Origin of the sequence: Profundibacter sp. (assembly GCF_965277155.1) — a bacterium.
GTDB lineage: Bacteria > Pseudomonadota > Alphaproteobacteria > Rhodobacterales > Rhodobacteraceae > Profundibacter.
The window spans coordinates 85,240-111,775 of sequence record NZ_CBDIBV010000009.1 but is presented as its reverse complement, the minus strand read 5'-3'; the positions used below and the strand labels follow the sequence as shown (position 1 = coordinate 111,775).

Below are 26,536 nucleotides of genomic sequence, written 5' to 3'. Positions count from 1 at the left end.
TTTCCACCACTTTCGAGACACAACCCAAGCACATTGCCAAAACGGGTCGAGGCAAAAACAGTTTCGCAATTGCGATTGTTCAGGCTGGCCGCCGTCATCAGGCGTTCGCCCATCAATTTGGATGTGCCCATAACGTTGGTCGGGTTCACCGCCTTATCGGACGAGGTGAAAATCACCCGCTCAACCCGGTTGGTAAGAGCCGCATCAATGACGTTCTGTGTGCCTTCGATATTTGTGCGGATGGCTTGTGCCGGGCTGTCTTCGCACAGGCCGACATGTTTCAACGCGGCAGCGTGCAGAACAATTTCGACCCCCTGCATCCGTTGCGTCAGGGCCTCGCGGTCACGAATGTCCGCCAGATAGCATCTGACGGCCCCGCCGGCTTTGTATTTCTCCTGCAAAAAGAAAAGTTCGGTTTCATTGTTGTCGACACAGACAATCCGTTCGGCGCCCGCTTCTAGAACCTGACGGGTCAGTTCGGCGCCAACAGTTCCGCAGGCACCGGTGATCAGGACGCTGCGCCCCTTGAAGTTTTCACGAATACTCATTTCCAGCTTACCCTTGGCATAATACGGTTGGTGTCGATCCTGTCTTTTGCTGCAATGATACGTTTCAGCATCGAGGCAACAACATCATCGGTCATATAATGTGGCTCCAGTCCCATTTCGATCAGACCCGAATGGACGGGGTTATAGTAATGCTCTTCCAGCTCCTTGCGCGGGTTGGGGATGGATTTGATCTGGACATTCAGGCCCATGCCATCCCCCACTTTTTTCACCTTGTCGGCCAGTTCATTAACGGTGAAGGTTTCGGTTAGCTGGTTGAAAATCTTTAACTCGCCTTCATCGGCGGGATTTTCCGCGGCAAGACGCACGCATTGCAGGGTGTCGCGCAGGTTCAGGTAGCCACGGGTTTGCCCGCCACCGCCATAAACGGTCAGAGGAATATCCGCCACGGCCTGAACCAGAAAACGGTTTACCACGGTTCCGAAAATGTCGTCGTAGTGGAAATTCGGGCTTAGGGCCGGGTCCAGATCGGCCTGATCGGTGGACAGCCCCGTAAACCGGGCCCCTGCATAAGGTCCGTCACGCGCAGACCGTATGTGCGCACATAGAACCACAGCAGATCGGTATCCAGCACCTTGGTGGTGTGGTAAAGTGATCCGGCGGCGCGGGGGAACAAAAAGCGGCCCGTGCGCCCCTTGTGGTCAATGTCGATCCAGCCTTCTTCGATGTCGATATTCGGCGTGCCGTATTCGCCCATCGTTCCCAGCTTGACCAGATGTGCCTTGGGGGCGTGTTCCAGCATGGCCCAAATACAGTTGAACGTAACATCCAGATTGTTCTTGAAGGTGCGGCGCGCCTCGGGGAAGCCGCGCATCGAATAGGGGGCCGAAGGCTGTTCGGCATAGTGGATGATCGTATCGGGCGCTGAGCTATGCCCAAAAGTTGGTGACGCAGTAATCAGGCGGCATGTTTTTCCTGCTTGATCCCGTCCTTAAATTCAACCCCTTCGATGATTTCCGGCAATCGGAATGCGCCGTCGAGTTTACGCCATTTCTTCTTTGCCGACATCATCAGGCGGAAGGTCATTGCCAAGGCGGTCTTGCGCCCGAGGCAGCCTTTGGTCTTCTTCGTTCGGTGCCGCACGGTGGCAAATATGCTTTCGATGGGGTTGGATGTGCGGATGTGTTTCCAGTGCTCGGCAGGGAAGTCGTAGAAGGTCAGCAGCACGTCCCGGTCCTTGGTCAGCTTCCCCACGGCACGCTCGTATTTCACGCCATAGGCTTCGATGAAGAAATTGAACGCGGCCTCGGCGTCCCGTTTGTTCTCGGCCATCCAGATGTCCTGTAGATGGCCCTTGGCTTTGGCTTGCAGCGACTTCGGCATGGCATTCAGGACGTTGCCGGTTTTATGCACCCAGCAGCGCTGCTCCCGGGTCTCACCGAACACCTCCCGCAAGGCGTTCCAGAAGCCGAGCGCGCCATCACCAACGGCCAGATCAGGGGCTTTTCTGAGGCCACGACGTTGCAAGTCCAGCAGCAGTTCACGCCAGCTCTGGCTGCTTTCTCGATACCCGTCCACGAGGCCCAGAACATCCTTGTTACCCCACTCGTCCGCGCCGATGATCACCAGCATGCATTGCTTGTCAGCATCCGTGCGCGGCTTGAAATAAACCCCGTCGGCCCAGAAATACACATAGCGTTTGGCCGACAGGTCACGCCGGTTCCAACGCTCGTATTCTGCCCACCACTCCGCCTTCAGGCGCGAAATCGTGCTCGATGTCAAACCACCCGCATCAGGCCCCAGAAGGGCCGCCAGTGCTTCGCCGAAATCACCCGTGGAAATACCTTTGAGATAGAGCCAGGGCAACAACTCCTCGACCGACTTTGCCCGGCGCAGATACGGCGGCAGAAGCGTCGAGGTGAACCTGATCTTCTCCGCCCCCGTGCCACGATCACGCACCCGAGGCACATTCACCGGGACAGGGCCGATCCCCGTCATCACCTCGCGCTCCGGCAGGTATCCGTGGCGAACAAGGCGCTGGCGACCGGCCGAATCCCTCAAATGCGCGTGTTGCGCCATCAGATCACAAACCTCGGCCTCGACCGCCTGTGCCAACAGATCCCGCGCGCCTTTGCGCAAGATATCCGTCAGCGGATCAGGTGAAATTCCGGCTGGATCGGTAAACTCCAAAATAGTATCGTCTTCCATGTGGCATATCCTTTTCTCTCTGAGAATCGCGGCGCGTCAACACCGCCATGATATGCCACCCAATCACCCCATCACCAACTTTCGGGCATTACTCGCCGACGGGGTAAACTTGATAGTGTTGAATTGATTATTACAGCTGAAAATCCAGGGCACTATTGCGTATCTATCACACTACATTGAATTAGGTTGTGTCTCGAAAGTGGTGGAAATTGATTTCAGGCACCTCCGAGCGGGTTGAGTTATGCGCCGGTCAGGCGGCTTGGTCAAGGGTTGCGTCGGCGACGGGCTGAGCGAGCGTTTCCCAGCCATCGACCTTTCGCATGACGATCTGCCCCGAGGCCATCAGAGCCCAAAGCAGCATCGGCACGGTCTCGGCGCATGGCAGCACGGTCTGGGTCTTGATGCGGCGGCGGAATTCCTCGTTCAGGCGTTCGATCGCATTTGTCGTTCTGGCCGATTTCCACTGGCCTTGTGGCAGACGCGTGAAGGTGAAAAGCTTATCTCCTGCTTCTTCCAAGCTGTCAGCGACGGCCTTGCATTTCAGCCGCCATTTTCGCAGAAATGCCTTGCGGCGGGTGGCGATTTCCTCGGGTGTTTTGGCGTAGATCATGTCGCGGTAATCTTCTGTCAACTCATCATGCATACGCTTGGGTGCCTTGGCCAGAAGGTTGCGGTGCTTGTGCACCGTGCACCTCTGGATCGGCAGATCTTCACCCCAGAGGGCAATGAGAGCGACCTCAAGTCCCGGTGCCCCGTCCACGATGACAAATTCGGGCCGTTTCAACCCGCGCGCATCCAGATCGTTGATGAACTGACGCCAGGCGGAGGTGCTTTCGCCGCCCATGTTCATCAGTGATAACAAGACCTTCTGCCCATCCCGGCGCACGCCAATCGCGGCCAGAACCGAGATATTGGTGGCCTTCCTGTCAATCCGCGTTTTGATCACGGTGCCGTCCAGGATCAGCCGCACGATGTCTTCATCCGCAAGGCTGCGGGCGCACCACGCCTGCCAGTCCACCTTCACCTTGCGCCAGGCGCGGCTCACCACATCCTTGCTGACCGCCCCCTGAAACAGGCCGAACAGGGCGCGTTTTACCCGCCGTGTGTTGGTGCCCGAAAGGTAGACAGCAGCGATCAGCGCCTCGGCCTTCTTCGTCAGCCGCTGGTAGCGGGGCAATGCCTTCGAGCGCCATTCTCTGGCCTTGCCGGCCTCGCCTGTGATCCGCGCACGCGGCACGCGCACCGTTTCGGTTCCAAATGTTCCGACCAGTTGCCGCTCGCGATGCCCGTGGCGGTATCCGGCCTTTGCCCCGCCGCTGCGGCCATACCGGCAACGGCCCAGAAACTGCTCCAGCTCCTCTTCGAAAACCGCCTCGATCGTCGCGCGGATGTTCTGGCGCAGCCGGTCTTCAATCGGGTCATAGCCTGCTTCATTGGCCAGTAGCGCGGATGTCGATGTTGCTGTATTCTTTGTCATGGCGTGATCTCCTTGGCGGTTCCAGCCGCCGGTTGGGTGGCTTCGATGCACCCGGAGATTACGCCGTCCTCGAATTTCCACCAAACTCGCGACACTACCGCCTTGATGCCGGAAAGTGTCTTGTCCACATACATTGTGTGCAACAATGGCTCATCATAGCCAGTCTGGAACTTGTCGGCGACGATCAGAAACCGGTATGGGTCTTTCTGGATCATCTCCTCGATCCTGTTGCTCGGAAAACCGTTCAGCGATGTTTCGGTGACCTTCTGCCCACCATATTCATGCTCACCGGAGAATGCGACGATGGCTTGATACGGGCTCTTGCGTTCCTTCAGATATGCCCCGAATGCATGATAATACTGGATGGCGCGGTGAATGCCGCTCGTGACCACCATTGCCCTGGCTTCACCGCCAATCTTTCTGTGTCCGATGACTTGCTCATGAAAGTGATCAACCATGATCTCCGCTTTCTGGCGGATAGCATGATCATGGGATTCGACATAACGCCGAAGTTTCTTTTGGGCCCGTTTGGTATCGAAATGAGGATCGTCCTCAACGGTTTTCATCAATCGGTAGTAGCTCTCGACTGGAGTATATTGCTTCAGAACATCGAGGATGAAGCCCTCCTGAATGGCCTGCTTCATCGTGTAGCTGTGAAACGGGAGATGCCTGACCTTGCCGCCTTCTGGTACTGAAGTTCCAAAAATTTCCAGAGTTTTATTCTTTGGCGTTGCGGTGAATGCGAAATAGCTGGCGTTCGGCAGCACCTTTCGTGCCTCCATCAGCCGGTTGATGGTGTCCTCGACGGTTTCCTCTTCTTCCTCGGCACCATTCGCTGCCAGCGCGATGTTCATTTTTGCCGAAGTTCGGCCTCCCTGGCTGGAATGCGCTTCATCGATGATGATGGCAAATGTTCGGCCGCGATGCTCGTCGCCGATTTCACCCAGAATGAAAGGGAATTTTTGTACCGTGGTAATGATGATCTTTTTGCCCTGCTGCAGAAATGTCTGCAGTTGTTGCGATCCTTCCGTGACGGCTCCTACGACCGACGACACCTGTGCGAATTGCTTGATGGTATCGCGAATCTGCTTGTCGAGCACCCGCCGGTCGGTCACCACAATGACGGTGTCAAAGGTCGGCTTGTCGCCTTTTTCCAGTCCGATCAGCTGGTGGCTGAGCCAAGCGATTGAATTGCTCTTGCCAGAGCCCGCAGAGTGCTGGATCAGATAACGCTTGCCCGCACCGCGCGCCTCGGCGTCCGCCAGTAGCTTGCGCACGACATCGAGTTGGTGAAACCGTGGAAATATCTGTTTTGGCGGCTTTTTCTTGCCCTTGTCGTCTTTCTCTTCGACCACCTGCGCGTAGTTTTCCAGAATATCGGTCAGGTTCTGCTTCGCCAGGATTTCCTTCCAGAGATAATCAGTTTTCAAACCGTCCGGGTTCGGCGGGTTTCCTGCGCCATCGTTCCATCCCTTGTTGAAGGGCAGGAACCAGGAGGCCTTTCCCTTCAGGTGGGTGCACATACGCACCTCGTGATCGTCCACCGCAAAATGCACAACGCACCGGCCGAACTGGAACAACAAATCCTTCGGATTGCGGTCGCGCTTGTATTGCTCGACTGCGTCCTCGACGGTCTGCTTGGTCAGACTGTTCTTGAGTTCAAACGTGGCGACCGGCAGTCCATTGATAAATATGGCCATATCCAGCGATAGCTTTGTTGCATCCCTGGAATAGTGCAATTGCCTGGTCACACTGAATATGTTGGCGGCGAACAACTCCTGTGATTTCAGGTTGCCCGGGGAGGGCGTGCCGTAAAACAGCTCGATCGAGAGTGGCCCATGCTTGACGCCATTGCGAAGCACATCGATAACACCCCGCCTGGCAATTTCGCCCTGCAATCTGTGCAGAAACTTCAGGCGTTGCGGACCGTCCTCGTTCAGGCAAAGGACTTCTGCCGTGTCCGGCTGGGTGGTGTTCAGGAATTCGACAAGTTTGGAGAGGTCAACGGCATGTTCCGTGTCAAAATTCTTGGAATCACCGGCAACATAGCCGGCTTCCTCAATCAGGGATCGGACGATCAGGGTTTCTAGGCCTTTTTCGCTGGTGTCTGTCGTCATCAGCTGGCCTGCAATGCATCGGGTTCAATCCATCCCTTGTCTGCCAGCACGTCAGCCGCCAAAGCGATCTGGCGGGGCGAGAAGCGTTTCTTGCGTTCATTCCAGCCATATATCTTCGACACCACCTCGTTCATAGAACCGGCGGATTCCCTCGCGATGGTCCAGTGCACCGTGGACAGCAATTCAAGACCGAACGGTGTTTCAAACCCGGCCACCAGTTCGGATACCTTGCCAAAGCGTTCCTGTGTGTCGGCGTGTTGTTTCAGAAATTCGCTGGCATCTCCAACCGCACCGGGAACCAGTTCCAGTTGCTTGTTGGGGGCGTCGCCGCCGTCGGCGTAGCCCGAGATGAAATATCCCTCGATCTCGCGTAACACATGGGTCAGATTCTCGGAATATGGCCCGTAGGGGCCCTTGACCACGCGCAACCGTTCCATCGATGGCTCGCCGCTCACCTTCATGAAATACATCAGCTTGTGCACTTCCAGCAGGGTCACGAAAGGGTCAAGAAGACCGCTCAGATACCGATCCATCAGCCCCACCAGTGCGGCCCGGCCCGGTGTCATGTTCGGCGCTTTCTTCTTGCGGGCGATTTTTCCCGGCTCGGGGGCACCGTTGGGCTGGAAGATAATGATGCGAAGGTCGTTGAACCCGTGCAGGGCTTCCTCAATCCGGGGGCGCACGTCGTTCCAGTTCAGGCCTCCCAGACCGCTGCCAAGCGGGGGGATGGCAATCGAGCTGATCTTGTACTTGCGAATGACCTCGATCAGATCGACCAGTCCGGCGTCGATATCTTCCATCCGGCTCTTGCCGCGCCAGTGTCGTTTGGTGGGGAAGTTGATGATATAGCGTGGATTGGTCAGCTGGCCGGTTTCGGACACGAACATGCGCCCCGGCTGCACCTCTTCGCGCTTGCAGGCGGCCGCATAGGCCTTGAAATTATCCGGAAACGCATTCTTGAACTGCAACGCAATTCCGCGCCCCATCACACCCACACAATTCACGGTGTTGACCAGAGCGTCGGCATCTTCTGCCAGAATGTCGCCGGTTTTATATTCAAACATCTTTGCCTCCCTCTTAAAACTAATAATACCAAGTTGGTTTAATTTCGATATGTGGCCTGTGCACCGCAGCCCTAATTGCTGCGCTGGCCTGACCATAGACCGCTTGCGAGCGAACGCCAACTCGCTCGACCAGTTCCCACGGGAACGAATACTCCATCAGGAATTCGGCCTGCTTGCCCTCCTTGACCGAGCGCGAGATACCGTTGCCGGACCAGCGGTTGGTTTGCACCGCAGGCCAGTTGATCTCGTCCAGCCGGGCCAGGTCGTTGCGATCCTCGAAATAAAAAGCTCCCGCATTCGACAGGGTGAAAGCCCAGCGGCGGTTGTTCTGGTTGGCCCAGGCAACTGTCTGGTGCAGGTCGCATTCCAGATGCACGATGGGGCCTTGCCCGCCACGATAGGTCATCTCTGCGTGGTTGGCACAATGGATCAGGTAGAGCATGATCGAGCGCGGGCAGAAATAGAACGGCACGCATTGCCCGACAAACAGGTCGGGGTGGCTGGTGAGCTTCAGTTGGGTCAGCCGCCGCTGCTTGATGTTGTTCATGCCGATCACCGTGCCTGGGGGCTTGCGCGCAATGATCTGTTCGTCGCACCACAGCTGACCATCGGCGATGATCGAGGGCAGCCGGTCCACATGGACGATATGATAAATTTTGGGCGCAGCGGGCTGGGGCATGGTCAGGCATCCACCTCCGCCGGTTGGTGTGCCGCATCATGGGATATATCCGGCGTGGCCGCATCGGCATCCAGCTCGGGAAGATCTACCCCACGCACATCCAGCTTGCCGGTAACGACATCGGCGATGAGCCGTTCGCGGTACTCGAGGGTCAGTGAGATTTCAGACTTTGCCTTCTTGATCTTCTGATTAAATTGGTTTGATACCGCTTGGATGTAGTCTAAGATTTCACGCTGTTCGTGGGGCTTCGGGAGACCGAACAGAAACTCGCGCATGAAGCTCAACGGTACCCGTTGCTGGCCTGCTGCTCCCGTCATTGCCATTTTGCCATCACGCCGGAATACATGCAGCATAGATACTTCGTACAAGTACTGTGGGTTTATTTCCTGATTGGCTCTAAGAACTATGAATTCGGTAGTTCCGAAGCCAATTTCTGTTTCGAGATTGCCAAGATAGGCTCCTTTACCGTTCTCGAAGCACGGAGTGATTTTCGCGACTACAACATCGTGGCGTTTGAAGTATGTGTACCCGGTCCGAAGATTTCGAACCTTGCCACGCATTCCGCAATCAATATCTCCGCTCACAGATACATTCTCCATGGGCAGAAAGACTACTTCTTCATCTTCACTAAATTTTGCTGTGCGCTCTGCGCGGGATGGATTGAAGGTTGCGACTTGTTTGATTTTTCGGATTTCCCAATGCGCAGGAACCTCGGGCATCCAGTCGATGCCGGTGGGTTTCATTGGCACGGCGGGGTCAAGTCCGCGCGTAACGGCCCGGTTGATGATGCCCTGCTTCTGCTCGTTCAACAACGCAATCAACCGCCGCTTGTTGCGGATCAGGCGGGCGGTGTGACTCCCGTGAGTATCCAGAAAGTCGGCTATATGCGTCTGTTCCCTAGTTGGCGGGAAAGGGGATGGCATTTGCTTGAAGTCATCCCAATACAGCCTGTTGCGGTCCGAAACGATCCCGCGCGAAAATTTGTTGACCTCGCGCATGTAGGCCTTGGTGCGGAACAGATAAGCGTAATATCTTGGTTCGACTTCGGGGAACGGCCGCGCAACCACATAGGCCGGGCTGATCAGGCCATCTTCGGGCGCAACGCCGACAGCCCCTTGCCACATGCGCATCATGTTGTAGGCAATGTCGCCCATGGCGGCGCGCTTGTATTTGCTCCGGTCGGTCATTTGCTGCTTGCGCGATCCATTCTCGAAATCCCGCACACCCACGCCGGTGCGAAGTGAAACCTCAAGAATTGGCAACTCGTCAAATCCGGTTTCATTGCGCTGGGCAAACAATCTGCCGTTTCGTCGCACATCCCAATGCTCTGGAACCTCGCCAAGCCAGGGTAGCCCGCTGTCGCGATAGGCTGGATATGGCTTGATAACCTTCCTGCCAGCCAATCGTTCAGGGTGATTGCCTTGGATGCTTTCTAAGCCGTTGGTTGCCTCCTGTTGGTCGAAAAGAGATGGTTGCACTGCATGGTCTGGGTAGTCCTCACGGACAGCATCGCTGTCAGGCTGAATGAATTCGTCCGCATGGCCTATCGACTGGATTGGTTGCTCGAATAGTAGAAACTCGGGAATTTCGAGCGTTTCCACTGTGTGCAATTGATCTGGCTCTCCGCTTTTCAACAATTCGCGCAATTCCATGAGAAGGCGGCCAAGAACATTCATGCCGACGAGAGCGCCATTCTCGGCGACCTTCGCACCCCAGAAGTCGTCCTTGCGTGACTGCTCGACTATGGGGCGGTCTCCAGTTGCGAGCAGAAGCCTGCCGAATTCACTCCAATTCTGTGCCAATTTTACCCGCAGGCTCCAACGCATGATCTTTACGCGCACGGCGTTCCAGTCCGTCCGCGAGACCTTTCGGTATGGCTTGGAGCGCATCTTTGCTGTCATCGGGCTGCGCTGGTTGATGATCAGACGTTGCACTTCCGGCATGTGTGGGAAGCGACAGGCCTGATAGAGAGCTTCCGAAGTGCGGATGCGAACGCCGTTTACCCGAAGCGGAAACCCTGGTGCCATGTTCGAGAGACCACCGAACCGTTCCTTGGTCTTAAGGAACACGATGCTACTCTCTCGGTTGTAGGTCCGAAATTGGTTGTTCCGTGGCGTTTCAGAGGTCGAAGTCATCAAAATCGACCTCTCTTTCATAAGTCTTTCGTTGGAACAGCGGATACCACCTGCTGAATGGGTGGTTGGTTGGCGCATCCGGATCGCCCCACCATAGTGCCAGAGGAGCGTTGTTCGGGCAATTGCGATAAGTAACGATGGTTGACCCGAAGCCTACGCCGAAGCCACTGAAACCAAGAGGGCGCATGATGGCATTGGGGTTTTGGCAAAACCCACGGATATTAACACCAGCCATCAAGAATTCGCGTTCGAGTAGTTGGCGACCGTCTTCTGATGAGAAAATATTAAGATCCGGTTCGCCGCCTGGTTGGCGCGATTCCAAGGGGAACCTTCCTTGTTGCTCCAGATAGGCAGCCAGTGCAGGATCATCTGTTACAGTCGCGGGCCAAAGGACGTCAGACCTATTTCGGTACGCCTTCCTGTTCTCAAAACGTGCGGCGGCCCATACGTGAATGTTAACCTTCTTACCTACTTCAGTTGCGACCTTTTTCAGACTCTCAGTGCATTGCCATTCGCCAAGCCTGTGGGTAGCTATTACCAAAATGTGCACGACTGCCTTTGCCGGCGCTTCGTCTCTTATCCATGCGGTAAGGTCATTTTTAACCCTTCCACCAGTGAAAATCACGTCGTCGAGATAAATATAGGCTCCACCTGCGTTTCCGCAGGATTCAATTTCAAGGCCAAGTTGATCAAGAAGTGCTTTTCCAAACAGCTGCCCAATTTCACTTTGGCTGTTTCCGTTCTGCTGTATGTCCAAGAAATGGGCGGACTTCCAAAAACTCGCCGGATTGGATCCGGTTAGCTTATCGTGCTTGATTTGGTTGGCAAAGAACCCAGAAACCCATTCTTTCGAGAAATATGTCTGCTTCACCACATGGTTCATCTCACGCAGAATCGGTATTTGGACATCTTCATCGAATTGCCTGACCCAACGGTCTACGTGATCTGGTGTTGGTGCAGCCAGATCGCCTTCACGATAATCAGCTGTGGTGGCGGCTATCGAAGCAAGAAGATCGGTTCTTTCTGTCATGATTGGCCTCCCACAAAAATGTTCTCAAGCAAGCCTTCGGATTCCTGTTCCAGCGCGCGGATATCGGCTTTGATCTCTTCCAGCGTTCTGAGTGGTTCGGGCTTGTAGAAATGTTTGGTGAACGAGATTTCATACCCGATCACGGTCTTGCCGGGGTCGATCCAGGCATCGGGGGCATGGGGCAGGACTTCGCGGCGGAAGAATGCCTCGATCCCGCCATCCTCAAGAAACGGCACCTGCTCGGTATCGCGCAGCTCGGTATCGGGTTCATAGGTGATGACCACATCACGGCCATCCACCTTGCCAAGGAATCTGCCATGTAGCGCACCTGCTGCGGTGGCCTCGATATCCTCGGGCTTGGCCTTGACGGTCTTCTTGATCACCTCGGGTGCCTCCGGGTCACGCCAGCTGAGGCGAAGCTGGATCAGTTTCTTTTCTGCCGCTGTCAATTTGATCCCGTGTTCCTTGGCCGCTGTATCAAATTCACGACGGAAGATGTTGAAATCAGGGAATTCCTCATCGCCCATCACCTTCCACAGAGCGCGGGCCGCCTCGAGAAGCTTGCGATCTCGCGCCCAGGTGGCCGGATCAAGCAGTTTCTTGCGCCGTTTTTCAGGGATAGAGGGGCGCTTGGTTTCGCCTTCAACCGCCTCTTCCTCGTCATCGTCGCCAGTTAGCCATGCCTCGATTTCTTTCCTGATCTTGTGGAATTCTTCATACAGGCGCGCACCGAATTCGGAATAGATCGCCTTGCGCAATTCCTCGTCACCGGTGGCGTATCGCAGGGCATCGACGGCCTGGCGGGTGAACTGGGCGCGTAGCCGCAGGGGGCGATCCACGGTGATTTTCCAGTAACCGAAGGCGGCATTGGGGAAGACCTTGGAATATTCACTTTCTTCCAGATTCAGGAAGGCGTCGCAGATTCGCCGGACATCTTCTTGCGTAAGCTTGCAGTTTTTCTTGCCCAGGTTCTTGCGCAGGGGCTTGAACCATTCAGTACCATCAATCAGTTGCACCCTGCCTTGGCGAGCCTTGGATTTCCGGTTACTCAGCACCCAGATGTAAGTGGCAATACCGGTGTTATAGAAGATGTTGAGTGGCAGGGCGATGATGGCTTCGAGCCAGTCATTCTCGATCACCCAGCGGCGCACATTGCTTTCTCCCGAGCCTGCATCCCCCGTGAACAGGGCCGAGCCGTTGTGCACCTCGGCGATGCGACTGCCCAATGGTGTATCCTGCTTCATCTTGCTCAGCAAATTGGCAAGGAACAGCATTTGCCCGTCGCTCGAGCGGGTGATCAGGCTGTAATCCGGATTGCCGCCATGCTCGATCTTGAAACGGGCGTCGTTCATGTCCTTCTTGCCGCCCATGCGTTCCAGGTCCGTCTTCCATGATTTGCCGTAGGGTGGGTTGGACAACATGAAATCGAATTCGCGCGACGGGAAGGCATCGCTGGAAAGGGTTGAGCCAAACTGCATGTTTTCAGCCTCGATACCTTCGCCCTTCAAGATCAGGTCAGCCTTGCTGATGGCATATGTTTCCGGTTGGGACTCCTGGCCGTAGAGATGCACCGACACCTCTTTCCCTTGGTCAGATCCCAGTTTGACCAATGTGTCTTCCGCAACGGTCAGCATGCCGCCAGTGCCGCACGCCCCGTCATAAACGAGATAGGTTCCCGAACGGATCTGGTCTGCGATGGGCTCGAAGATCAGGTGGGCCATGAGCTCAACAACGTCACGGGGCGTGAAATGCTCTCCGGCTTCTTCATTATTGTCTTCGTTGAACCGGCGGATGAGTTCCTCGAACACTGTTCCCATGGAATGGTTGTCGAGACCGGGCAGGCGAACCGAGCCGTCGGCATGCAGTACCGGCCGAGGGCTTAAATTGATGGATGGGTCGAGGAATTTCTCAATCAGGAAGCCGAGAATATCGGCTTCGACAAGAGTGTCGATCTGGTTGCGGAATTTGAACTTGTCCAGCACCTCCTGAACATTTGGCGAGAACCCATCGAGATAAGCCTCGAAGTCAGCCTTGAGTTGCTGGCGCCGAGCCCGGGAGGTCAGGTCCCGAAGGCGATATGGCGAGGTGTTGTAGAAGGCCTCGCCGGATGCTTGACAGAGCGCGGCGTGTTGGTTGGCCACCCCGGCCTTGTCAAGCTGGGCCTTCATGGCAAGGACCGCTTCCTTGGTCGGTTCAAGCACGGCATCGAGACGGCGGATCACAGTCATTGGCAGAATGACATCCCGATATTTGCCGCGGACGTAGATGTCCCGAAGGACATCGTCCGCCACGTTCCATATGAAATTGCTGATATTCAGGTTGCTCAAGTTCCGCCCTCATCCGCTACATTGTTCGTTGCAGCCTTCTTCTGGTTATCAATCCAGTCCTCAAGGTCTGCACGCTTGAAACGCCAAGCTCCTGCGACCTTGAAACCTGGTAACTCACCGCGCTTGGCAAGCCGATAAACTGTCTTTTCATCAACGTTCAGGTAGCCAGCTACATCACGAACGGTCATTGCCTGATCTGGCGAGGCCATAATCTGCGACTCCAAATTATTGCTTTCACTTTAAATAGCAGATGAAAGCAGGGCAAGCCAGTCCAATCCTGTCATGATAGGGTTTGGCGTGGACTGGCCCGGCCGAAGTACGCTTCGAAGCGCATCATTCGCCATAAAGGCCAAGCAATGACGACTTTGGAATCATTTCAGTGCTGCACGAGTGGAGGTATTGGACCGATAGGTTTCGGGCTTCGCCGCTCCATTGCCTTCGGGCCCGCATTTACACGCACCAATACCGAACTAAGAGAATGAAAACGCTCGGTTAATTGCGGGTTTTCGCGGTATTTTGACCGGCTTTTCGAGAAAAAGTCGTTGGTATGTCGTGTCCACCGCCACTATCCTCGGAGAACCCGTTCTCCGTTTGCGGCCCCAGCCGGATTTTCTTGTTGTTTTCAAAGGTTATAGGTGGTGGGCTGTTGAGTGCCCTTCTGGCAGTTTTGGCGGAAATGGTTCTCTACCCCCCGATATTCTCCAAAGCTGTTGCCTAAAGGGGTTTTGGTTCAGTTTTGTAACATGTTGTAAAATATCTAGGGGCTGACCCAGATAACTACTTCAAGTAACGCTTAACCCATTGTCTTAGCTGCAATAACTGAGCTGAAGGGTCACTGTTGTTGAAACGCCACTCGCATTCCTTCAAATATAGGGAACCTCTGTAAATTCCCGTTTTCGCCTTCTTCGCGGCGGGGTGGACGGTTTTTCGCCTGTCCCGCCTGATTGCTTCGGATCATAAACCCATTTTCACCGGTTTCAAGCCGGTTTTGGGTATTTCAGGCACACCTCACCCCATGAACCCTTATCCCGGCGCCGCCAGGCCGCATTCGAACTGGACGAAGCGCTTCATGTTGTAGACCAGGTTCATCATCCCGATGCGAAATCGCGCCCGCTTCAGGCCGATGGAGCGGATCAGCTTGCCGCCCATGGAGCGCTCCTGAAAAGCGAATACATGCTCGACCCGGACCCGCACTTTCGAGCGCCTCCGGTTGGCCTTTTGCTGGCGCTCGCCAAGCGGCTTGCCGCGCCTGCCCTTGTGATGGATATGGCTGTGAAGCCCCCGCTCTTCCAGCTCGCTTTCGATCTTTTGCGAGCGATAGGCGCTGTCGGCCCACAGGTCCGATGAGGTGTTGCTCGCATCAATCAGACCGGCAAGCGCCTGGCTGTCATGCACGGCGGCATCGGTGACATCATAAGCGCGGATGAATTTGTGCCGCCGGTCGACATTGATGTGGTTCTTGTAGCCGTAATAGCTCTTGCCGTGCTTCTTCGTCCAGCGCGCATCCACGTCCTTCTGGCGCTTCTTGTGGGGTTTTTCCTCCCACTCTTCAGGCGTTTCGCCCGCCTTGATTTTCTCGTTCTCGTCCCTTTTGTTGTGCTGGCGCGGCGCCGGAACGATGCTCGCATCAACAATCTGCCCGCCCATCGCCAGATAGCCCTTTTCGCGCAGAAAGGCATCGAACTTGTCAAACAGCTCCTTCATCTTCCCGGCCCCGGCCAGCCTTTCACGGTAGGCCCAGATGGTCTTGGCGTCAGGTACGCTGTCTTCAATGCCAAGGCCGAGAAACCGCATGAACGACAGGCGGTCGCGGATCTGATACTCGATCTGATCGTCAGAGAGGTTGTAGAGCTGCTGCAAAACCATCGTCTTGAATATCAGCACCTCATCCCAAGGCGGGCGGCCAGCGTTGGATTTGCGCTGTTCGGGCGGCGTGCGCCATATGGCCTTCAGCTCGTCCCGGTAATCCTCGAACGGCACCATGTCGTTGAGCAACACCAGCGGATCACCAGATTTGTCCAGTCCCGCGTATCGGCTGGAAAGATCAAAAAATCCCATCTGACCCATGACAAAACCCCGTCGGTCGAATCATTTTCATCCTGATGACGATTCTACCCCGTCAGGCCGGATTTTGGGGGATTTTTAGAGGTTCCCTATAGCCCAAATTGGGCCTTGGGGACACCGTTAAATCGGCGCATGTGGCGCTTGGCTTGGTTCCAGAAATTCTCGATGCCATTGATGTGGTTGTGACGGTCTGCAAAGCGGTTGTGTCTCGAAAGTGGTGGAAATTGATTTCAGGCACCTCCGAGCGGGTTGAGTTATGCGCCGGTCAGGCGGCTTGGTCAAGGGTTGCGTCGGCGACGGGCTGAGCGAGCGTTTCCCAGCCATCGACCTTTCGCATGACGATCTGCCCCGAGGCCATCAGAGCCCAAAGCAGCATCGGCACGGTCTCGGCGCATGGCAGCACGGTCTGGGTCTTGATGCGGCGGCGGAATTCCTCGTTCAGGCGTTCGATCGCATTTGTCGTTCTGGCCGATTTCCACTGGCCTTGTGGCAGACGCGTGAAGGTGAAAAGCTTATCTCCTGCTTCTTCCAAGCTGTCAGCGACGGCCTTGCATTTCAGCCGCCATTTTCGCAGAAATGCCTTGCGGCGGGTGGCGATTTCCTCGGGTGTTTTGGCGTAGATCATGTCGCGGTAATCTTCTGTCAACTCATCATGCATACGCTTGGGTGCCTTGGCCAGAAGGTTGCGGTGCTTGTGCACCGTGCACCTCTGGATCGGCAGATCTTCACCCCAGAGGGCAATGAGAGCGACCTCAAGTCCCGGTGCCCCGTCCACGATGACAAATTCGGGCCGTTTCAACCCGCGCGCATCCAGATCGTTGATGAACTGACGCCAGGCGGAGGTGCTTTCGCCGCCCATGTTCATCAGTGATAACAAGACCTTCTGCCCATCCCGGCGCACGCCAATCGCGGCCAGAACCGAGATATTGGTGGCCTTCCTGTCAATCCGCGTTTTGATCACGGTGCCGTCCAGGATCAGCCGCACGATGTCTTCATCCGCAAGGCTGCGGGCGCACCACGCCTGCCAGTCCACCTTCACCTTGCGCCAGGCGCGGCTCACCACATCCTTGCTGACCGCCCCCTGAAACAGGCCGAACAGGGCGCGTTTTACCCGCCGTGTGTTGGTGCCCGAAAGGTAGACAGCAGCGATCAGCGCCTCGGCCTTCTTCGTCAGCCGCTGGTAGCGGGGCAATGCCTTCGAGCGCCATTCTCTGGCCTTGCCGGCCTCGCCTGTGATCCGCGCACGCGGCACGCGCACCGTTTCGGTTCCAAATGTTCCGACCAGTTGCCGCTCGCGATGCCCGTGGCGGTATCCGGCCTTTGCCCCGCCGCTGCGGCCATACCGGCAACGGCCCAGAAACTGCTCCAGCTCCTCTTCGAAAACCGCCTCGATCGTCGCGCGGATGTTCTGGCGCAGCCGGTCTTCAATCGGGTCATAGCCTGCTTCATTGGCCAGTAGCGCGGATGTCGATGTTGCTGTATTCTTTGTCATGGCGTGATCTCCTTGGCGGTTCCAGCCGCCGGTTGGGTGGCTTCGATGCACCCGGAGATTACGCCGTCCTCGAATTTCCACCAAACTCGCGACACTACCCTGCAAAGAGCTTGGAATGGTTGATGCGAAAGTGGTGGAAGTCTGACACATCCAGCACATTATAACCGCGCCAACAATCGGAATAGACGATGGAATCCGGCACGACTTTGCGCTCTATGATCGGGATCAGAGTGGCGGATTTGGCGTCCGGGATGATCTTGGTGTAAACCTTCCCACCCCTTTTTAATATACCAAAAACGGGAATTTTACCTGCCGCACCACGCCCGCGTTTACCTTTGCGTTTGCCGCCAAAGTAGCTTTCGTCCACTTCTATTTCTCCGCCGAACATAGCTTGGCTTTCCGCCTCCAGCTCATAGGCGATTATCTCGCGCAGGCGTAGAAAATAAAACGCTGCGGTCTTGCGGTTTACACCACACAAACTGGCTGCTGTTCGTGCTGTCGATCCCGAAACAAAATGCTCCGTAAGACGGTCTTGGGTAGTGTCGCGAGTTTGGTGGAAATTCGAGGACGGCGTAATCTCCGGGTGCATCGAAGCCACCCAACCGGCGGCTGGAACCGCCAAGGAGATCACGCCATGACAAAGAATACAGCAACATCGACATCCGCGCTACTGGCCAATGAAGCAGGCTATGACCCGATTGAAGACCGGCTGCGCCAGAACATCCGCGCGACGATCGAGGCGGTTTTCGAAGAGGAGCTGGAGCAGTTTCTGGGCCGTTGCCGGTATGGCCGCAGCGGCGGGGCAAAGGCCGGATACCGCCACGGGCATCGCGAGCGGCAACTGGTCGGAACATTTGGAACCGAAACGGTGCGCGTGCCGCGTGCACGGTGCACAAGCACCGCAACCTTCTGGCCAAGGCACCCAAGCGTATGCATGATGAGTTGACAGAAGATTACCGCGACATGATCTACGCCAAAACACCCGAGGAAATCGCCACCCGCCGCAAGGCATTTCTGCGAAAATGGCGGCTGAAATGCAAGGCCGTCGCTGACAGCTTGGAAGAAGCAGGAGATAAGCTTTTCACCTTCACGCGTCTGCCACAAGGCCAGTGGAAATCGGCCAGAACGACAAATGCGATCGAACGCCTAAACGAGGAATTCCGCCGCCGCATCAAGACCCAGACCGTGCTGCCATGCGCCGAGACCGTGCCGATGCTGCTTTGGGCTCTGATGGCCTCGGGGCAGATCGTCATGCGAAAGGTCGATGGCTGGGAAACGCTCGCTCAGCCCGTCGCCGACGCAACCCTTGACCAAGCCGCCTGACCGGCGCATAACTCAACCCGCTCGGAGGTGCCTGAAATCAATTTCCACCACTTTCGAGACACAACCACTGGGTGACGGAAACAAAGGTCACGTTGTTCTGATCAAACACCTCGACCAGCTTTGAAAAATCCATCAGGGAGCGCGACAACCGGTCGATCTTGTAAACCACGACCACGTCGATCAGACCCTCTTCGATATCCGCCAGCAGCAGTTTCAAACCGGGCCGCTCCAGCGTACCGCCCGATACCCCGCCATCGTCGTAATGCTCGCGGATCAACGCCCAGCCCTCGGAGCGCTGGCTGGCGATATAGGCCTCGCAGGCCTCCCGCTGGGCGTGGAGCGAATTGAATTCCTGCTCCAGCCCCTCCTCCGATGATTTGCGGGTGTAAACTGCGCAGCGCAGCTTGCGCTTGATATCCTTGCTCATGCTGTCCCCCGTCGTGATTTCAGGCCAAAGAAGATCCAGCCGTTCCAGCGGGTGCCGGTAATGGCGCGAGCCACTGCCGAGAGCGATCGGTAGGATCGGCCTTGCCACTCATAGCCATCAGCCAAAACCGTCACCGTCTGCTCAATCCCCTGCCATTCGCGGATCAGCTTGGGTTGCGATACAAGAGCTTGCCGTATATGGGGTTTCGCAACTCTCTCCAGGGCTGTATATTCAAAACAAAACGCGAACATTATTTGTTGAGGTATTGATATGGCGAGAAAAGCTTCTCCTGTTGGGCGTTTTGCCCTTGGTTTGATCGAAGATGCACCGGTCGACTTGATTCTTGGTATTTTCAAAGCTCGGGGTCCGGATACCGACAACGAGCCGGATTTCGGGTTGACGGAGGTTTTGGAGAATGACACCGGAGGGGCAGCACGGGACCGCATTCTCGAAACCCTCGGTCAGTTTGACCAGGACGACCTAACGCCGGTGGAACGGCGGTGTGGGCGGGTGCGAAACCTGGCCGAAGGCAAGGGGGTTGCGTCTCTCGATACGATTGCCAAAAAACGCCTGTCCAATGAAGAATTTATCGAATACGAAAATCAGCTTGATCCGCTGTGTCGGAGCATCTGGACTTTCCTCAATGCACGGCATGCATTCGAGGATGCGGAAAGCTTTTATTTTGCCCGCCAGTACCGCGACCACGGAAAGATGTATGATGCTTTCGAAGTCGAGTTGGGCAATACCACCGATTTCGATGCAACTTCGTTGGACAAGGCCGCACTCGCCACGAAGATCACCGAAGTTCTCGAGTTGAAAACCAAATGCACGGTCACCGCGATGGATTTGCCGGCAACTGACGCACACCCGGAATCAGTCATGTTGATTGTCCGACATGGGGGACCGCTTTCGAGCGTCCGTAATCACCGTGATGACGGTGGGCTGGGGACGATATATTTTCGGCCGCCGAACGAGGCAACGCTGATCTACACCCCAGCGAAACGGCAGATAGAAATATGTGCGGACAGCCCCGCCGTGAGGCAGCAGGTTAGCGGGGCTTTTGCCGAGGTGGCACTGAACCATGATGTCTCGCAAAAACCGCTGACTTGGAAGCGATATGATCTGGGGCGTTTCCGCAGTTCCTTGATTTTACCGGTGCCGCGTATTGACGGGTTTGAAATCCACCAGGCCAAAGTTCTTGAAGTCGAGGTTCGCCTTGGGCACTGGAGTCGAAAACTATCGCTCAAGGTAGCCATGTGTGGATGGCTCCTTTTTTGCAAGGGTTAATTTGAAGTTTTGATCATTGCGGTTGCGGTCATGTGTTCGGCCTGTTGGCGCGGTACGTTTGACCGCTGGCCCTGATGAAGTCCGCGTCGCCTGGGTCCCAATCATGGAGACGAGCTTTTATGCCCGGGCTACCGATACGGGGTGTCCCGGCGGCGGCTTTCGTTGATCATCATCATTCATCTTTGCCCTCGCAACTCGGTGCGGCGAACCCGTATCCCGGTCGCTGCGATTCCTGTCAGTTGACTGCCGGGCGGCGATAAACATCTCCGCGCAACAGCACGGCCCAGATGATGCGCGCTGTTTTGTTGGCAATGGCAACCGTGACCACACGCGCGGGCTTTTTATCAAGCAATCTGCGGATCCAGATGCCGGTGGCGCTGTCGTCGCGTCCGACTCTGCGAATGATCGATGTGGCACCATTTACCAGCAGAGTTCGCAGATAGGGATCGCCCATTTTGGATATTCGGCCGAGCCTGTCCTTGCCTCCTGACGAATTCTGCCTTGGTACGAGCCCGAGGAAGGCCGCGAACTGGCGCCCCGACGCGAAGGCAGCCGGGTCCGGAACGCTTGCGGCCATAGCGGTTGCCGTGATGAACCCGACGCCCGGGATCGTCTGTAACCGCTGGCTCACCGCACTTTGTCGATGCCAGGCACGCAGCTGATTATCGAGCGAACGGATTTCTACGGTGAGCGTCTCAAGCTGACGGGCAAAACCCAGCAACGCCGTACGCGCGACCTCCGGCAGGTCGTCATGCTCTCCGTCCTTCATGGCCTTCGCCATTCTTACGATGTGAATCGGCGTGCAAAACTGACCCACTTGGGTGGGTTATGAGCGAGTAAAATTGACCCACCTGTTTCGTTAACATCCGCGCAAAATTGTGCGGAGGAAAGAGCAGGTGATATTGATGGAAAGCGTATCGAAGATCCGGCGCTGGGTGCTGGTTGAAGGGCGCAGCATCCGGTCTGTGGCGCGGGCGACGGGACTGTCGCGGAACACGATCAAGAAGTATTTGAAGGACGAGAATCCGCCGAGCTACCAGCGCCATGCGCCGCCAGTTCGGCACAAACTGTGCAATGGGTTTGATCTTCGGCTGCAGGAACTGTTTGATCAGGACTCGAGGCGACCACGCCGGGAGCGGCGGACGGCCCAGAAGCTATACGAGCAGCTTGTGGCAGAGGGCTATACCGGGTCCTATTCGCCGGTTCAGCGTTTTGTTCGTGAGTTGAAGCGCGCCGGGGCCTGTTCGGGAGATGCGTTTATCCCGCTGCATTTTGCGGCGGGTGACGCGCTGCAATTTGACTGGAGCGAAGAACGGGTCGTACTGGGTGGTGTCGAGCAGAAGGTGAAGGTCGCTCATTTCCGCCTGTGTCACAGCCGCAAGCCTTTCGTGATTGCCTATCCCGGTGAAGCCCAGGAGATGGTGCTGGATGCTTTCGTGCAGGCGCTGTCCTTTTACGGAGGCGTTCCGCGCAGGGTGATCATCGACAACCCCAAGACCATGGTGACCTACGTTTCGCGCTCGAAGGAGCGGATATTCCATCCCCGGTTCCTGGCCTTGATGAACCACTATGTGATGGAGCCGGTGGCCTGCACGCCCGCTGCGGGCTGGGAGAAGGGACAGGTCGAGAACCAGGTCCAGTTCTTGCGGGGCCGGTTGTTCGTTCCCGAACCGGCCTTTGATGATCTCGAGGCGCTGAACGCGTGGCTGCGTCTGCGTTGCGAAGATCTGGCAGAGCGTCCCCATCCCGAGCAGCAGGATCGCACGATTACCGAAGTGTTCGAAGACGAGCGCGCCGAACTGCGCCCCCTGGGTCGGGCCTTCGACGGCTACGTGGAAAAGACCGTCCGTGTCCGCTCCACCTGCCTGGTTCAATATGCCAGCAATCGCTACAGCGTGCCCTCCCGCTTTGCCGGGCATCATGTGTCGCTACGCGCCTATGCCGGCCGGATCGTGGTGGTCTCCGGTCAGGATGTGATTGCCGAGCACAGGCGTCATTTTACCCGCAATATCAGCTATTTCGAGCCCTGGCATTACGTTCCCCTGCTGGACCGCAAGCCTGGTGCCCTGCGCAATGGCGCCCCCTTTGTGGGCTGGGAACTGCCCGAGGCCATGCATCGGATCAGGGAACATTACATGGCTGGTAAAGGCGGGGATCGGGAGTTCGTCGACCTGCTCCTGCTGGCACAGGATCACGGGATCGAGGTGGTCGAGACGGCCTGCAATCTGGCGGTGGCACAAAACACCCTGCGGCTGCCCGCCATCATCAATCTGATCAACCAGTTGGTGGAACCGGTCATCACACCGCTCAGCGATGCCTGCGCTTATCCGCAGCTGACCTTGCGGCCCGAAGCCGATTGCAAACGCTATGAGACCCTGTGCTCGGCTGAGGAGGTTGCCGTATGAATGCCTTGATCGACCAACTGACAGCCCTCAGGTTGCATGGAATGGCAGCTTGCGCCCATGATCTGCTGTCCGCGCGCAAGCCGCCAAGTCTGACCACAGCGATAAGGCAACTGATCGACGCCGAGACTGTAGAGCGCCGGGTGCGCTCCATCCAGTATCAAATGAGGGTTGCGAAGTTCCCCCATCACAAGGACTTCGCAACCTTCGATTACAGCGCCGCCGCCCTCACCCAGGCCCAGATCGAACCATTCTGCACCGGCCAGTTCACAGAGGAGGCCCATAACCTCATCCTGGTGGGCGGAACCGGCACGGGCAAAACCCACATCGCCATCGCGCTGGGAACGACGCTGATCAACAACGGCAAGAAGGCGCGCTTCTTCAACGCCGTCGATCTGATCAACGCCCTGATCAAGGAACAGGCCGACGGCAATGCAGGGAAGATCATCCGGCAGCTCTCGGCTTTGGACTGCGTCATCATCGACGAGCTGGGCTACATCCCGTTTCCCAAATCCGGTGGCGCGTTGCTCTTCCATCTGATCAGCAAGCTCTACGAGAAGACCAGCATCATCATCACAACCAACCTTGAGTTCGGTGAATGGGTCTCGGTCTTCGGGGATGCCAAGATGACAACCGCCCTTCTGGATCGCGTCACTCATCACTGCAACATCATCGAAACCGGCAATACCTCATACCGGTTCGCCCAGAGTAAACGCCGTAGAAAAAACTAGCCGTTCCGCAAGCAAAGCCCCCAGACGGACTCGCTACATGAAGGCGGCCCGACTGGGGGCTTTGCGCCACAAAGGGGGGGGCAAATTTAAATGCCGAAACCGGGTCAGTTTTAAATGCTCATTGACAGTGGGCGGAGCCGCGCCGCAAAGGATGGTACCTGCCATGGCTTTTGCAAATGCGCCCCGCATGCATGGCGGTGGTTGGGTAGGTCTCAAACCGGATGAAGTTCCCGCCATCCTGCAAAAAGGCGAGCGGGTGCTGAACCGGCGTGAGGCCGCGCAATACGGAACAGCCAGTTCCCAAAACGTCACAATCAACATCCAGACCCGCGACGCCGAGAGCTTCCGGCAATCGCGCACCCAGGTCTCGGCTGACATTGCCCGTGCCGTCGCCATGGGCCGGAGGGGTATGTAAATGGCGTTTCACGAAATCCGTTTTCCGGACAATATCAGCCGGGGTGCGCGCGGCGGGCCGGAACGGCGCACCCAGATTGTCGAGCTGGCCTCGGGCGACGAGGAAAGGAATGCCAGTTGGGCCAATTCTCGGCGCCGCTATGACGCGGCCTATGGCATCCGCCGTGCCGACGATCTGGCCGCCGTGGTGGCATTTTTCGAGGCGCGCAACGGGCGGCTCTACGGGTTTCGCTGGAAGGATTGGGGCGATTAAAAATCCTGTTTGCCGTCGGGTGTGCCGACGGCAACCAATCAGGCGATTGGCATTGGCGACGGCACCACGACCGCATTCCAACTGGTAAAAGCCTATTCATCCGGCGCGCATACCTGGACACGAACTATCACCAAACCGGTGACCGGCACCGTTACGGTGGCGCTGGACGGGATCGTTCAGGCCTCCGGTTGGTCCGTGGATACCGCAACCGGTCTCGTTACCTTCACCGCGGCTCCAGCCAGCGGCGTCATTGTTTCTGTCGGTTTCGAATTCGACGTGCCAGTGCGTTTCGATACCGACCGACTCGATGTCACCCATGATCTGGAGCGGCTCGGCTCCATCACATCCATTCCCCTGATCGAGTTGCGGCGATGAAGGGTCCGCCTCACCCCTCGCCAAGTGCTGTGGCAATATCCTTGATGCGCAGCATCAAAACCAGCGGCTCGATCGGGCTTTCCACAAATCCGTGCTCCAGATAGAACGCCTTGGCCCGATCATTCAGGGCATGTACCAGTACCGCCGCCGCGCCGATTTCCTGCGATGCATTCAGAACGCGCAGCAAAGCATCCCTGAGCAGCGCCGTGCCAATCCCGTTGCCCTGTTCACGGTTGTCCACCGCCAAACGGCCGAGAATGATGACGGGAACGGGGGACGGCATGTTGCGGCGGACCTTGCTCGGGGCTTCGTCCCGCTCTACCGCACCGGCGGCCAAGGCGTAATAGCCGACCACGGTGTTACTGCGACAAACAACATAAACCCGCGAGGCACCGGAAGCCTGATTGCCTCGCGCGCGGCGTTTCAGCCACTGGTCAAGGCTTGGCGCGCCACAGTCAAACGTATCAAGTTCGTGGGTTTCATCGAGAAGTTCCGGTGCCCGCAGGGGCGCTTTCAGCGCACTCATTCCTCCCACGGGGCCTTGGTTGCCAGCAGTTTTCGAAGGGCTTCAGACGGTTTGGCAGGCGCATCAAGTGCGGCCTGAAATGCATCGAAACGCTCGGGATTCAACCGGAACAGGCTGCGGTCAAGCAACGCATCTTCCGCCGCGCGGCGCGTTGCCTCGAGCATAAATTCGGTGCTGTTCTTACCCAGAGCATCCGCCGCACGATCGATCAGATCCCGGTCGCGTCGGGTGACGCGCAGGTTGATCAACGATTTGTGCGCCGCCGGGCTGGCAGTTTGAGGTACGGGCATTGGTTTCTCCGGAATATGTGATGCTTGTAATGTAAAGACAATAGATACACAAATCAAGAGGCCGCATAATGGCAAAACAATTCCCTCAATCCCTGCAAACCCACCTCGAGTCCGGCACGACCACGCTCGCCTGGTGCTGGCGTCTCACCCGCAGTGACGGGGCGGTGTTCGGCTTTACTGACCACGATCGGCCGCTGACGTTTGACGGCACCACCTATCAACCGGAATCCGGTTTCACCGCCTCGGAAATCCGCGCCGGTTCCGACCTGTCTGTCGATGCGCAGGAGGCCGAGGGTGTGCTGACCTCCACCACCATCACCGAGACCGATATCCTCGATGGCCGCTGGGACAACGCCACCGTGGAAATCTGGCGCGTCAACTGGGCCGACACCACCAGCCGTGCTCTGCTGCGTCGGGGCGCGATCGGTCAGGTCCGGCGCGGACGGTTACATTTTGTCGCCGAGATGCGCTCGCTGGCGCATGTGCTGGGCCAGACTATCGGGCGGACGTTTCAGGCAAGTTGCGATGCCGCCTTGGGGGATGCACGCTGCGGCGTTGATCTGAACGATCCGGCCTTCAAGGCATCGGGCACGGTGGTTTCGCTGTCGGGCGATCGCGGCTTTGCGGTCTCCAGCCTCTCGGGTTTTGCCGAAGGCTGGTTTGCGCTTGGAACCCTGCAATGGCTGACCGGTGCCAATACGGGACGCAAGGCCGAGGTGTTGAGTCATGCCATCGTGGGCGCGGACGTGATCATCAAATTGCTAGAGGCTCCTGTGCGGCCAGCAGAGGTCGGCAACACCTTCGACATCTTCGCCGGTTGCGACAAGCGGTTCGAAACCTGTCAGAGCAAGTTCACCAACGCGGCCAATTTCCGGGGTTTCCCCCATATCCCCGGACAGGACACCATTATCCGCTATGCGGCCAAGGGCGATGCCAATGCGGGGTCGGTGTTGTGAACCGCTCACGAACCGCCCCGGCACGCATCGTCAAGGCCACCCGCCGCTGGATTGGCACGCCGTATCACGATCAGGCCTCGGTGCGCGGTGTCGGGTGCGACTGCCTCGGGCTTTTACGCGGCGTCTGGCGGGATGTGATTGGTCCCGAACCGATGCCCGTGCCGCCTTATTCCCGCGACTGGGGCGAAACGGGACCGGTCGAGGTGTTGGCCGAGGCCGCACGGGCGGCAATGCAGGAGCTGGACGTTGTGGAGGCCCGCACCGGCGATGTTATCCTGTTTCGCATGCGTGCGGGCGCGATTGCCAAGCATGTCGGTATTCTGTCTGGCACCGCCCGCAGTGCGCGCTCGCACTTTATTCACGCCTATGAGCGCACAGGCGTAATCGAGGAACATCTGTCGCCTGCCTGGCAGCGCCGGATCGCCTTCGCTTTTCGTTTTCCTGTGAGGTAAA

General features: G+C 57.0%; 23 protein-coding genes and 8 pseudogenes. 8 read left to right on the top strand and 23 right to left on the bottom strand.

The window, feature by feature from the left end; genetic code table 11:
• The 18 genes and pseudogenes from ACQY4M_RS07865 to ACQY4M_RS07780 all read right to left on the bottom strand — a co-directional run.
• Positions 1 to 548 (bottom strand): SDR family NAD(P)-dependent oxidoreductase (locus ACQY4M_RS07865; protein ID WP_428542893.1); only part of this gene is annotated, 548 nt, incomplete at its 3' end.
• Positions 545 to 982 (bottom strand): hypothetical protein, encoded by a 438-nt coding sequence (locus ACQY4M_RS07860; RefSeq protein ID WP_428542890.1) that lies wholly within the window; start codon positions 980 to 982, stop codon positions 545 to 547. The genes ACQY4M_RS07860 and ACQY4M_RS07865, both read right to left, overlap by 4 nt.
• A 35-nt stretch (positions 983 to 1,017) precedes the next feature.
• Positions 1,018 to 1,464 (bottom strand): NAD-dependent epimerase/dehydratase family protein, encoded by a 447-nt coding sequence (locus tag ACQY4M_RS07855; RefSeq protein WP_428542896.1) that lies wholly within the window; start codon positions 1,462 to 1,464, stop codon positions 1,018 to 1,020.
• Positions 1,464 to 2,714, bottom strand: a complete 1,251-nt coding sequence (locus ACQY4M_RS07850; RefSeq protein ID WP_428539230.1) for an IS256 family transposase — start codon at positions 2,712 to 2,714, stop codon at positions 1,464 to 1,466. The genes ACQY4M_RS07855 and ACQY4M_RS07850 overlap by 1 nt, the downstream gene beginning before the upstream one ends.
• A 250-nt stretch (positions 2,715 to 2,964) precedes the next feature.
• Positions 2,965 to 4,191, bottom strand: coding sequence for an IS256 family transposase (locus ACQY4M_RS07845; protein WP_428539582.1), 1,227 nt, complete (start codon positions 4,189 to 4,191; stop codon positions 2,965 to 2,967).
• Positions 4,188 to 6,308: a type I restriction endonuclease subunit R gene (locus ACQY4M_RS07840; RefSeq protein ID WP_428542887.1), complete on the bottom strand. Its 2,121-nt coding sequence runs from the start codon at positions 6,306 to 6,308 to the stop codon at positions 4,188 to 4,190. Before ACQY4M_RS07840 ends, ACQY4M_RS07845 begins: the two co-directional genes overlap by 4 nt.
• Positions 6,308 to 7,372: a type II toxin-antitoxin system antitoxin DNA ADP-ribosyl glycohydrolase DarG gene (gene darG, locus ACQY4M_RS07835; protein WP_428542884.1), complete on the bottom strand. Its 1,065-nt coding sequence runs from the start codon at positions 7,370 to 7,372 to the stop codon at positions 6,308 to 6,310. Before darG ends, ACQY4M_RS07840 begins: the two co-directional genes overlap by 1 nt.
• A 19-nt stretch (positions 7,373 to 7,391) precedes the next feature.
• Positions 7,392 to 8,051 (bottom strand): type II toxin-antitoxin system toxin DNA ADP-ribosyl transferase DarT, encoded by a 660-nt coding sequence (gene darT, locus ACQY4M_RS07830; protein WP_428542881.1) that lies wholly within the window; start codon positions 8,049 to 8,051, stop codon positions 7,392 to 7,394.
• 2 nt (positions 8,052 to 8,053) lie between these two features.
• Positions 8,054 to 10,120 (bottom strand): NADAR domain-containing protein, encoded by a 2,067-nt coding sequence (locus ACQY4M_RS07825; RefSeq protein ID WP_428542878.1) that lies wholly within the window; start codon positions 10,118 to 10,120, stop codon positions 8,054 to 8,056.
• 49 nt (positions 10,121 to 10,169) lie between these two features.
• Complete coding sequence (locus ACQY4M_RS07820) at positions 10,170 to 11,216, bottom strand: phosphoribosyltransferase-like protein (protein WP_428542875.1); 1,047 nt, start codon at positions 11,214 to 11,216, stop codon at positions 10,170 to 10,172.
• Positions 11,213 to 13,543 carry a type I restriction-modification system subunit M gene (locus tag ACQY4M_RS07815; RefSeq protein ID WP_428542872.1) on the bottom strand — a complete coding sequence of 777 codons (2,331 nt, stop codon included), beginning with the start codon at positions 13,541 to 13,543 and terminating at the stop codon, positions 11,213 to 11,215. The genes ACQY4M_RS07820 and ACQY4M_RS07815 overlap by 4 nt, the downstream gene beginning before the upstream one ends.
• Positions 13,540 to 13,731, bottom strand: coding sequence for a helix-turn-helix domain-containing protein (locus ACQY4M_RS07810; protein WP_428542869.1), 192 nt, complete (start codon positions 13,729 to 13,731; stop codon positions 13,540 to 13,542). Before ACQY4M_RS07810 ends, ACQY4M_RS07815 begins: the two co-directional genes overlap by 4 nt.
• 589 nt (positions 13,732 to 14,320) lie before the next feature.
• Positions 14,321 to 14,416, bottom strand: a pseudogene (locus ACQY4M_RS07805) (IS1595 family transposase); the annotation flags it as partial.
• Positions 14,376 to 14,501: a hypothetical protein gene (locus ACQY4M_RS07800; protein ID WP_428539576.1), complete on the bottom strand. Its 126-nt coding sequence runs from the start codon at positions 14,499 to 14,501 to the stop codon at positions 14,376 to 14,378. The pseudogene ACQY4M_RS07805 and the gene ACQY4M_RS07800, both read right to left, overlap by 41 nt.
• A 65-nt stretch (positions 14,502 to 14,566) precedes the next feature.
• Entirely contained in the window at positions 14,567 to 15,610 is a 1,044-nt protein-coding gene (locus tag ACQY4M_RS07795) for an IS5 family transposase (protein ID WP_428539227.1), read from the bottom strand.
• Between the two features lie 89 nt (positions 15,611 to 15,699).
• Positions 15,700 to 15,804 (bottom strand): annotated as a pseudogene (locus tag ACQY4M_RS07790) (IS1595 family transposase); the annotation flags it as partial.
• A gap of 68 nt (positions 15,805 to 15,872) precedes the next feature.
• Positions 15,873 to 17,099, bottom strand: coding sequence for an IS256 family transposase (locus tag ACQY4M_RS07785; RefSeq protein ID WP_428539582.1), 1,227 nt, complete (start codon positions 17,097 to 17,099; stop codon positions 15,873 to 15,875).
• A 100-nt stretch (positions 17,100 to 17,199) separates the two neighbouring features.
• Positions 17,200 to 17,688, bottom strand: a pseudogene (locus ACQY4M_RS07780) (IS1595 family transposase); the annotation flags it as partial.
• A 45-nt stretch (positions 17,689 to 17,733) separates the two neighbouring features.
• On the opposite strand from ACQY4M_RS07780, the pseudogene ACQY4M_RS07775 reads away from it, so the two are divergent.
• Positions 17,734 to 18,422: pseudogene (locus ACQY4M_RS07775) on the top strand (transposase).
• A gap of 67 nt (positions 18,423 to 18,489) precedes the next feature.
• Here the strand turns inward: ACQY4M_RS07775 and ACQY4M_RS07770 are convergent.
• Both ACQY4M_RS07770 and ACQY4M_RS07765 read right to left on the bottom strand, forming a co-directional pair.
• Positions 18,490 to 18,849: pseudogene (locus ACQY4M_RS07770) on the bottom strand (recombinase family protein); the annotation flags it as partial.
• Positions 18,846 to 19,055 (bottom strand): annotated as a pseudogene (locus ACQY4M_RS07765) (DUF2924 domain-containing protein); the annotation flags it as partial. The pseudogenes ACQY4M_RS07765 and ACQY4M_RS07770, both read right to left, overlap by 4 nt.
• 64 nt (positions 19,056 to 19,119) lie before the next feature.
• Here ACQY4M_RS07765 and ACQY4M_RS07760 point away from each other — a divergent pair.
• On the top strand, positions 19,120 to 20,136 hold the full coding sequence (locus tag ACQY4M_RS07760; RefSeq protein ID WP_428542866.1) for a hypothetical protein: 1,017 nt from the start codon (positions 19,120 to 19,122) through the stop codon (positions 20,134 to 20,136).
• A gap of 235 nt (positions 20,137 to 20,371) precedes the next feature.
• Here ACQY4M_RS07760 and ACQY4M_RS07755 read toward each other — a convergent pair whose 3' ends face one another.
• Positions 20,372 to 20,905, bottom strand: a complete 534-nt coding sequence (locus ACQY4M_RS07755; protein ID WP_428542863.1) for an IS110 family transposase — start codon at positions 20,903 to 20,905, stop codon at positions 20,372 to 20,374.
• Positions 20,906 to 21,041: 136 nt separating this feature from the next.
• On the opposite strand from ACQY4M_RS07755, the gene istA reads away from it, so the two are divergent.
• The 4 genes and pseudogenes from istA (at position 21,042) to ACQY4M_RS07735 (ending at position 24,311) form a co-directional block, all read left to right on the top strand.
• Positions 21,042 to 22,541: an IS21 family transposase gene (istA, locus tag ACQY4M_RS07750; RefSeq protein ID WP_428539289.1), complete on the top strand. Its 1,500-nt coding sequence runs from the start codon at positions 21,042 to 21,044 to the stop codon at positions 22,539 to 22,541.
• Complete coding sequence (gene istB, locus ACQY4M_RS07745; RefSeq protein WP_428539322.1) at positions 22,538 to 23,269, top strand: IS21-like element helper ATPase IstB; 732 nt, start codon at positions 22,538 to 22,540, stop codon at positions 23,267 to 23,269. Before istA ends, istB begins: the two co-directional genes overlap by 4 nt.
• Before the next feature lie 124 nt (positions 23,270 to 23,393).
• A pseudogene (locus tag ACQY4M_RS07740) lies at positions 23,394 to 23,684 on the top strand (phage tail tape measure protein); the annotation flags it as partial.
• Positions 23,685 to 24,311 (top strand): annotated as a pseudogene (locus ACQY4M_RS07735) (phage distal tail protein, Rcc01695 family).
• A gap of 10 nt (positions 24,312 to 24,321) precedes the next feature.
• Here ACQY4M_RS07735 and ACQY4M_RS07730 read toward each other — a convergent pair.
• Together ACQY4M_RS07730 and ACQY4M_RS07725 are read right to left on the bottom strand one after the other, a co-directional pair.
• The gene (locus ACQY4M_RS07730) at positions 24,322 to 24,837 is read right to left on the bottom strand and encodes a GNAT family N-acetyltransferase (RefSeq protein ID WP_428542860.1); all 516 of its coding nucleotides are present in this window, start codon (positions 24,835 to 24,837) and stop codon (positions 24,322 to 24,324) included.
• On the bottom strand, positions 24,834 to 25,127 hold the full coding sequence (locus ACQY4M_RS07725) for a DUF1778 domain-containing protein (protein WP_428542857.1): 294 nt from the start codon (positions 25,125 to 25,127) through the stop codon (positions 24,834 to 24,836). The genes ACQY4M_RS07730 and ACQY4M_RS07725 overlap by 4 nt, the downstream gene beginning before the upstream one ends.
• A gap of 68 nt (positions 25,128 to 25,195) precedes the next feature.
• Here ACQY4M_RS07725 and ACQY4M_RS07720 point away from each other — a divergent pair, with 68 nt between their 5' ends.
• Positions 25,196 to 26,083 (top strand): DUF2163 domain-containing protein, encoded by an 888-nt coding sequence (locus ACQY4M_RS07720; RefSeq protein ID WP_428542854.1) that lies wholly within the window; start codon positions 25,196 to 25,198, stop codon positions 26,081 to 26,083.
• The gene (locus ACQY4M_RS07715) at positions 26,080 to 26,535 is read left to right on the top strand and encodes an NlpC/P60 family protein (protein WP_428542851.1); all 456 of its coding nucleotides are present in this window, start codon (positions 26,080 to 26,082) and stop codon (positions 26,533 to 26,535) included. The genes ACQY4M_RS07720 and ACQY4M_RS07715 overlap by 4 nt, the downstream gene beginning before the upstream one ends.
• Position 26,536 lies beyond the last annotated feature (1 nt).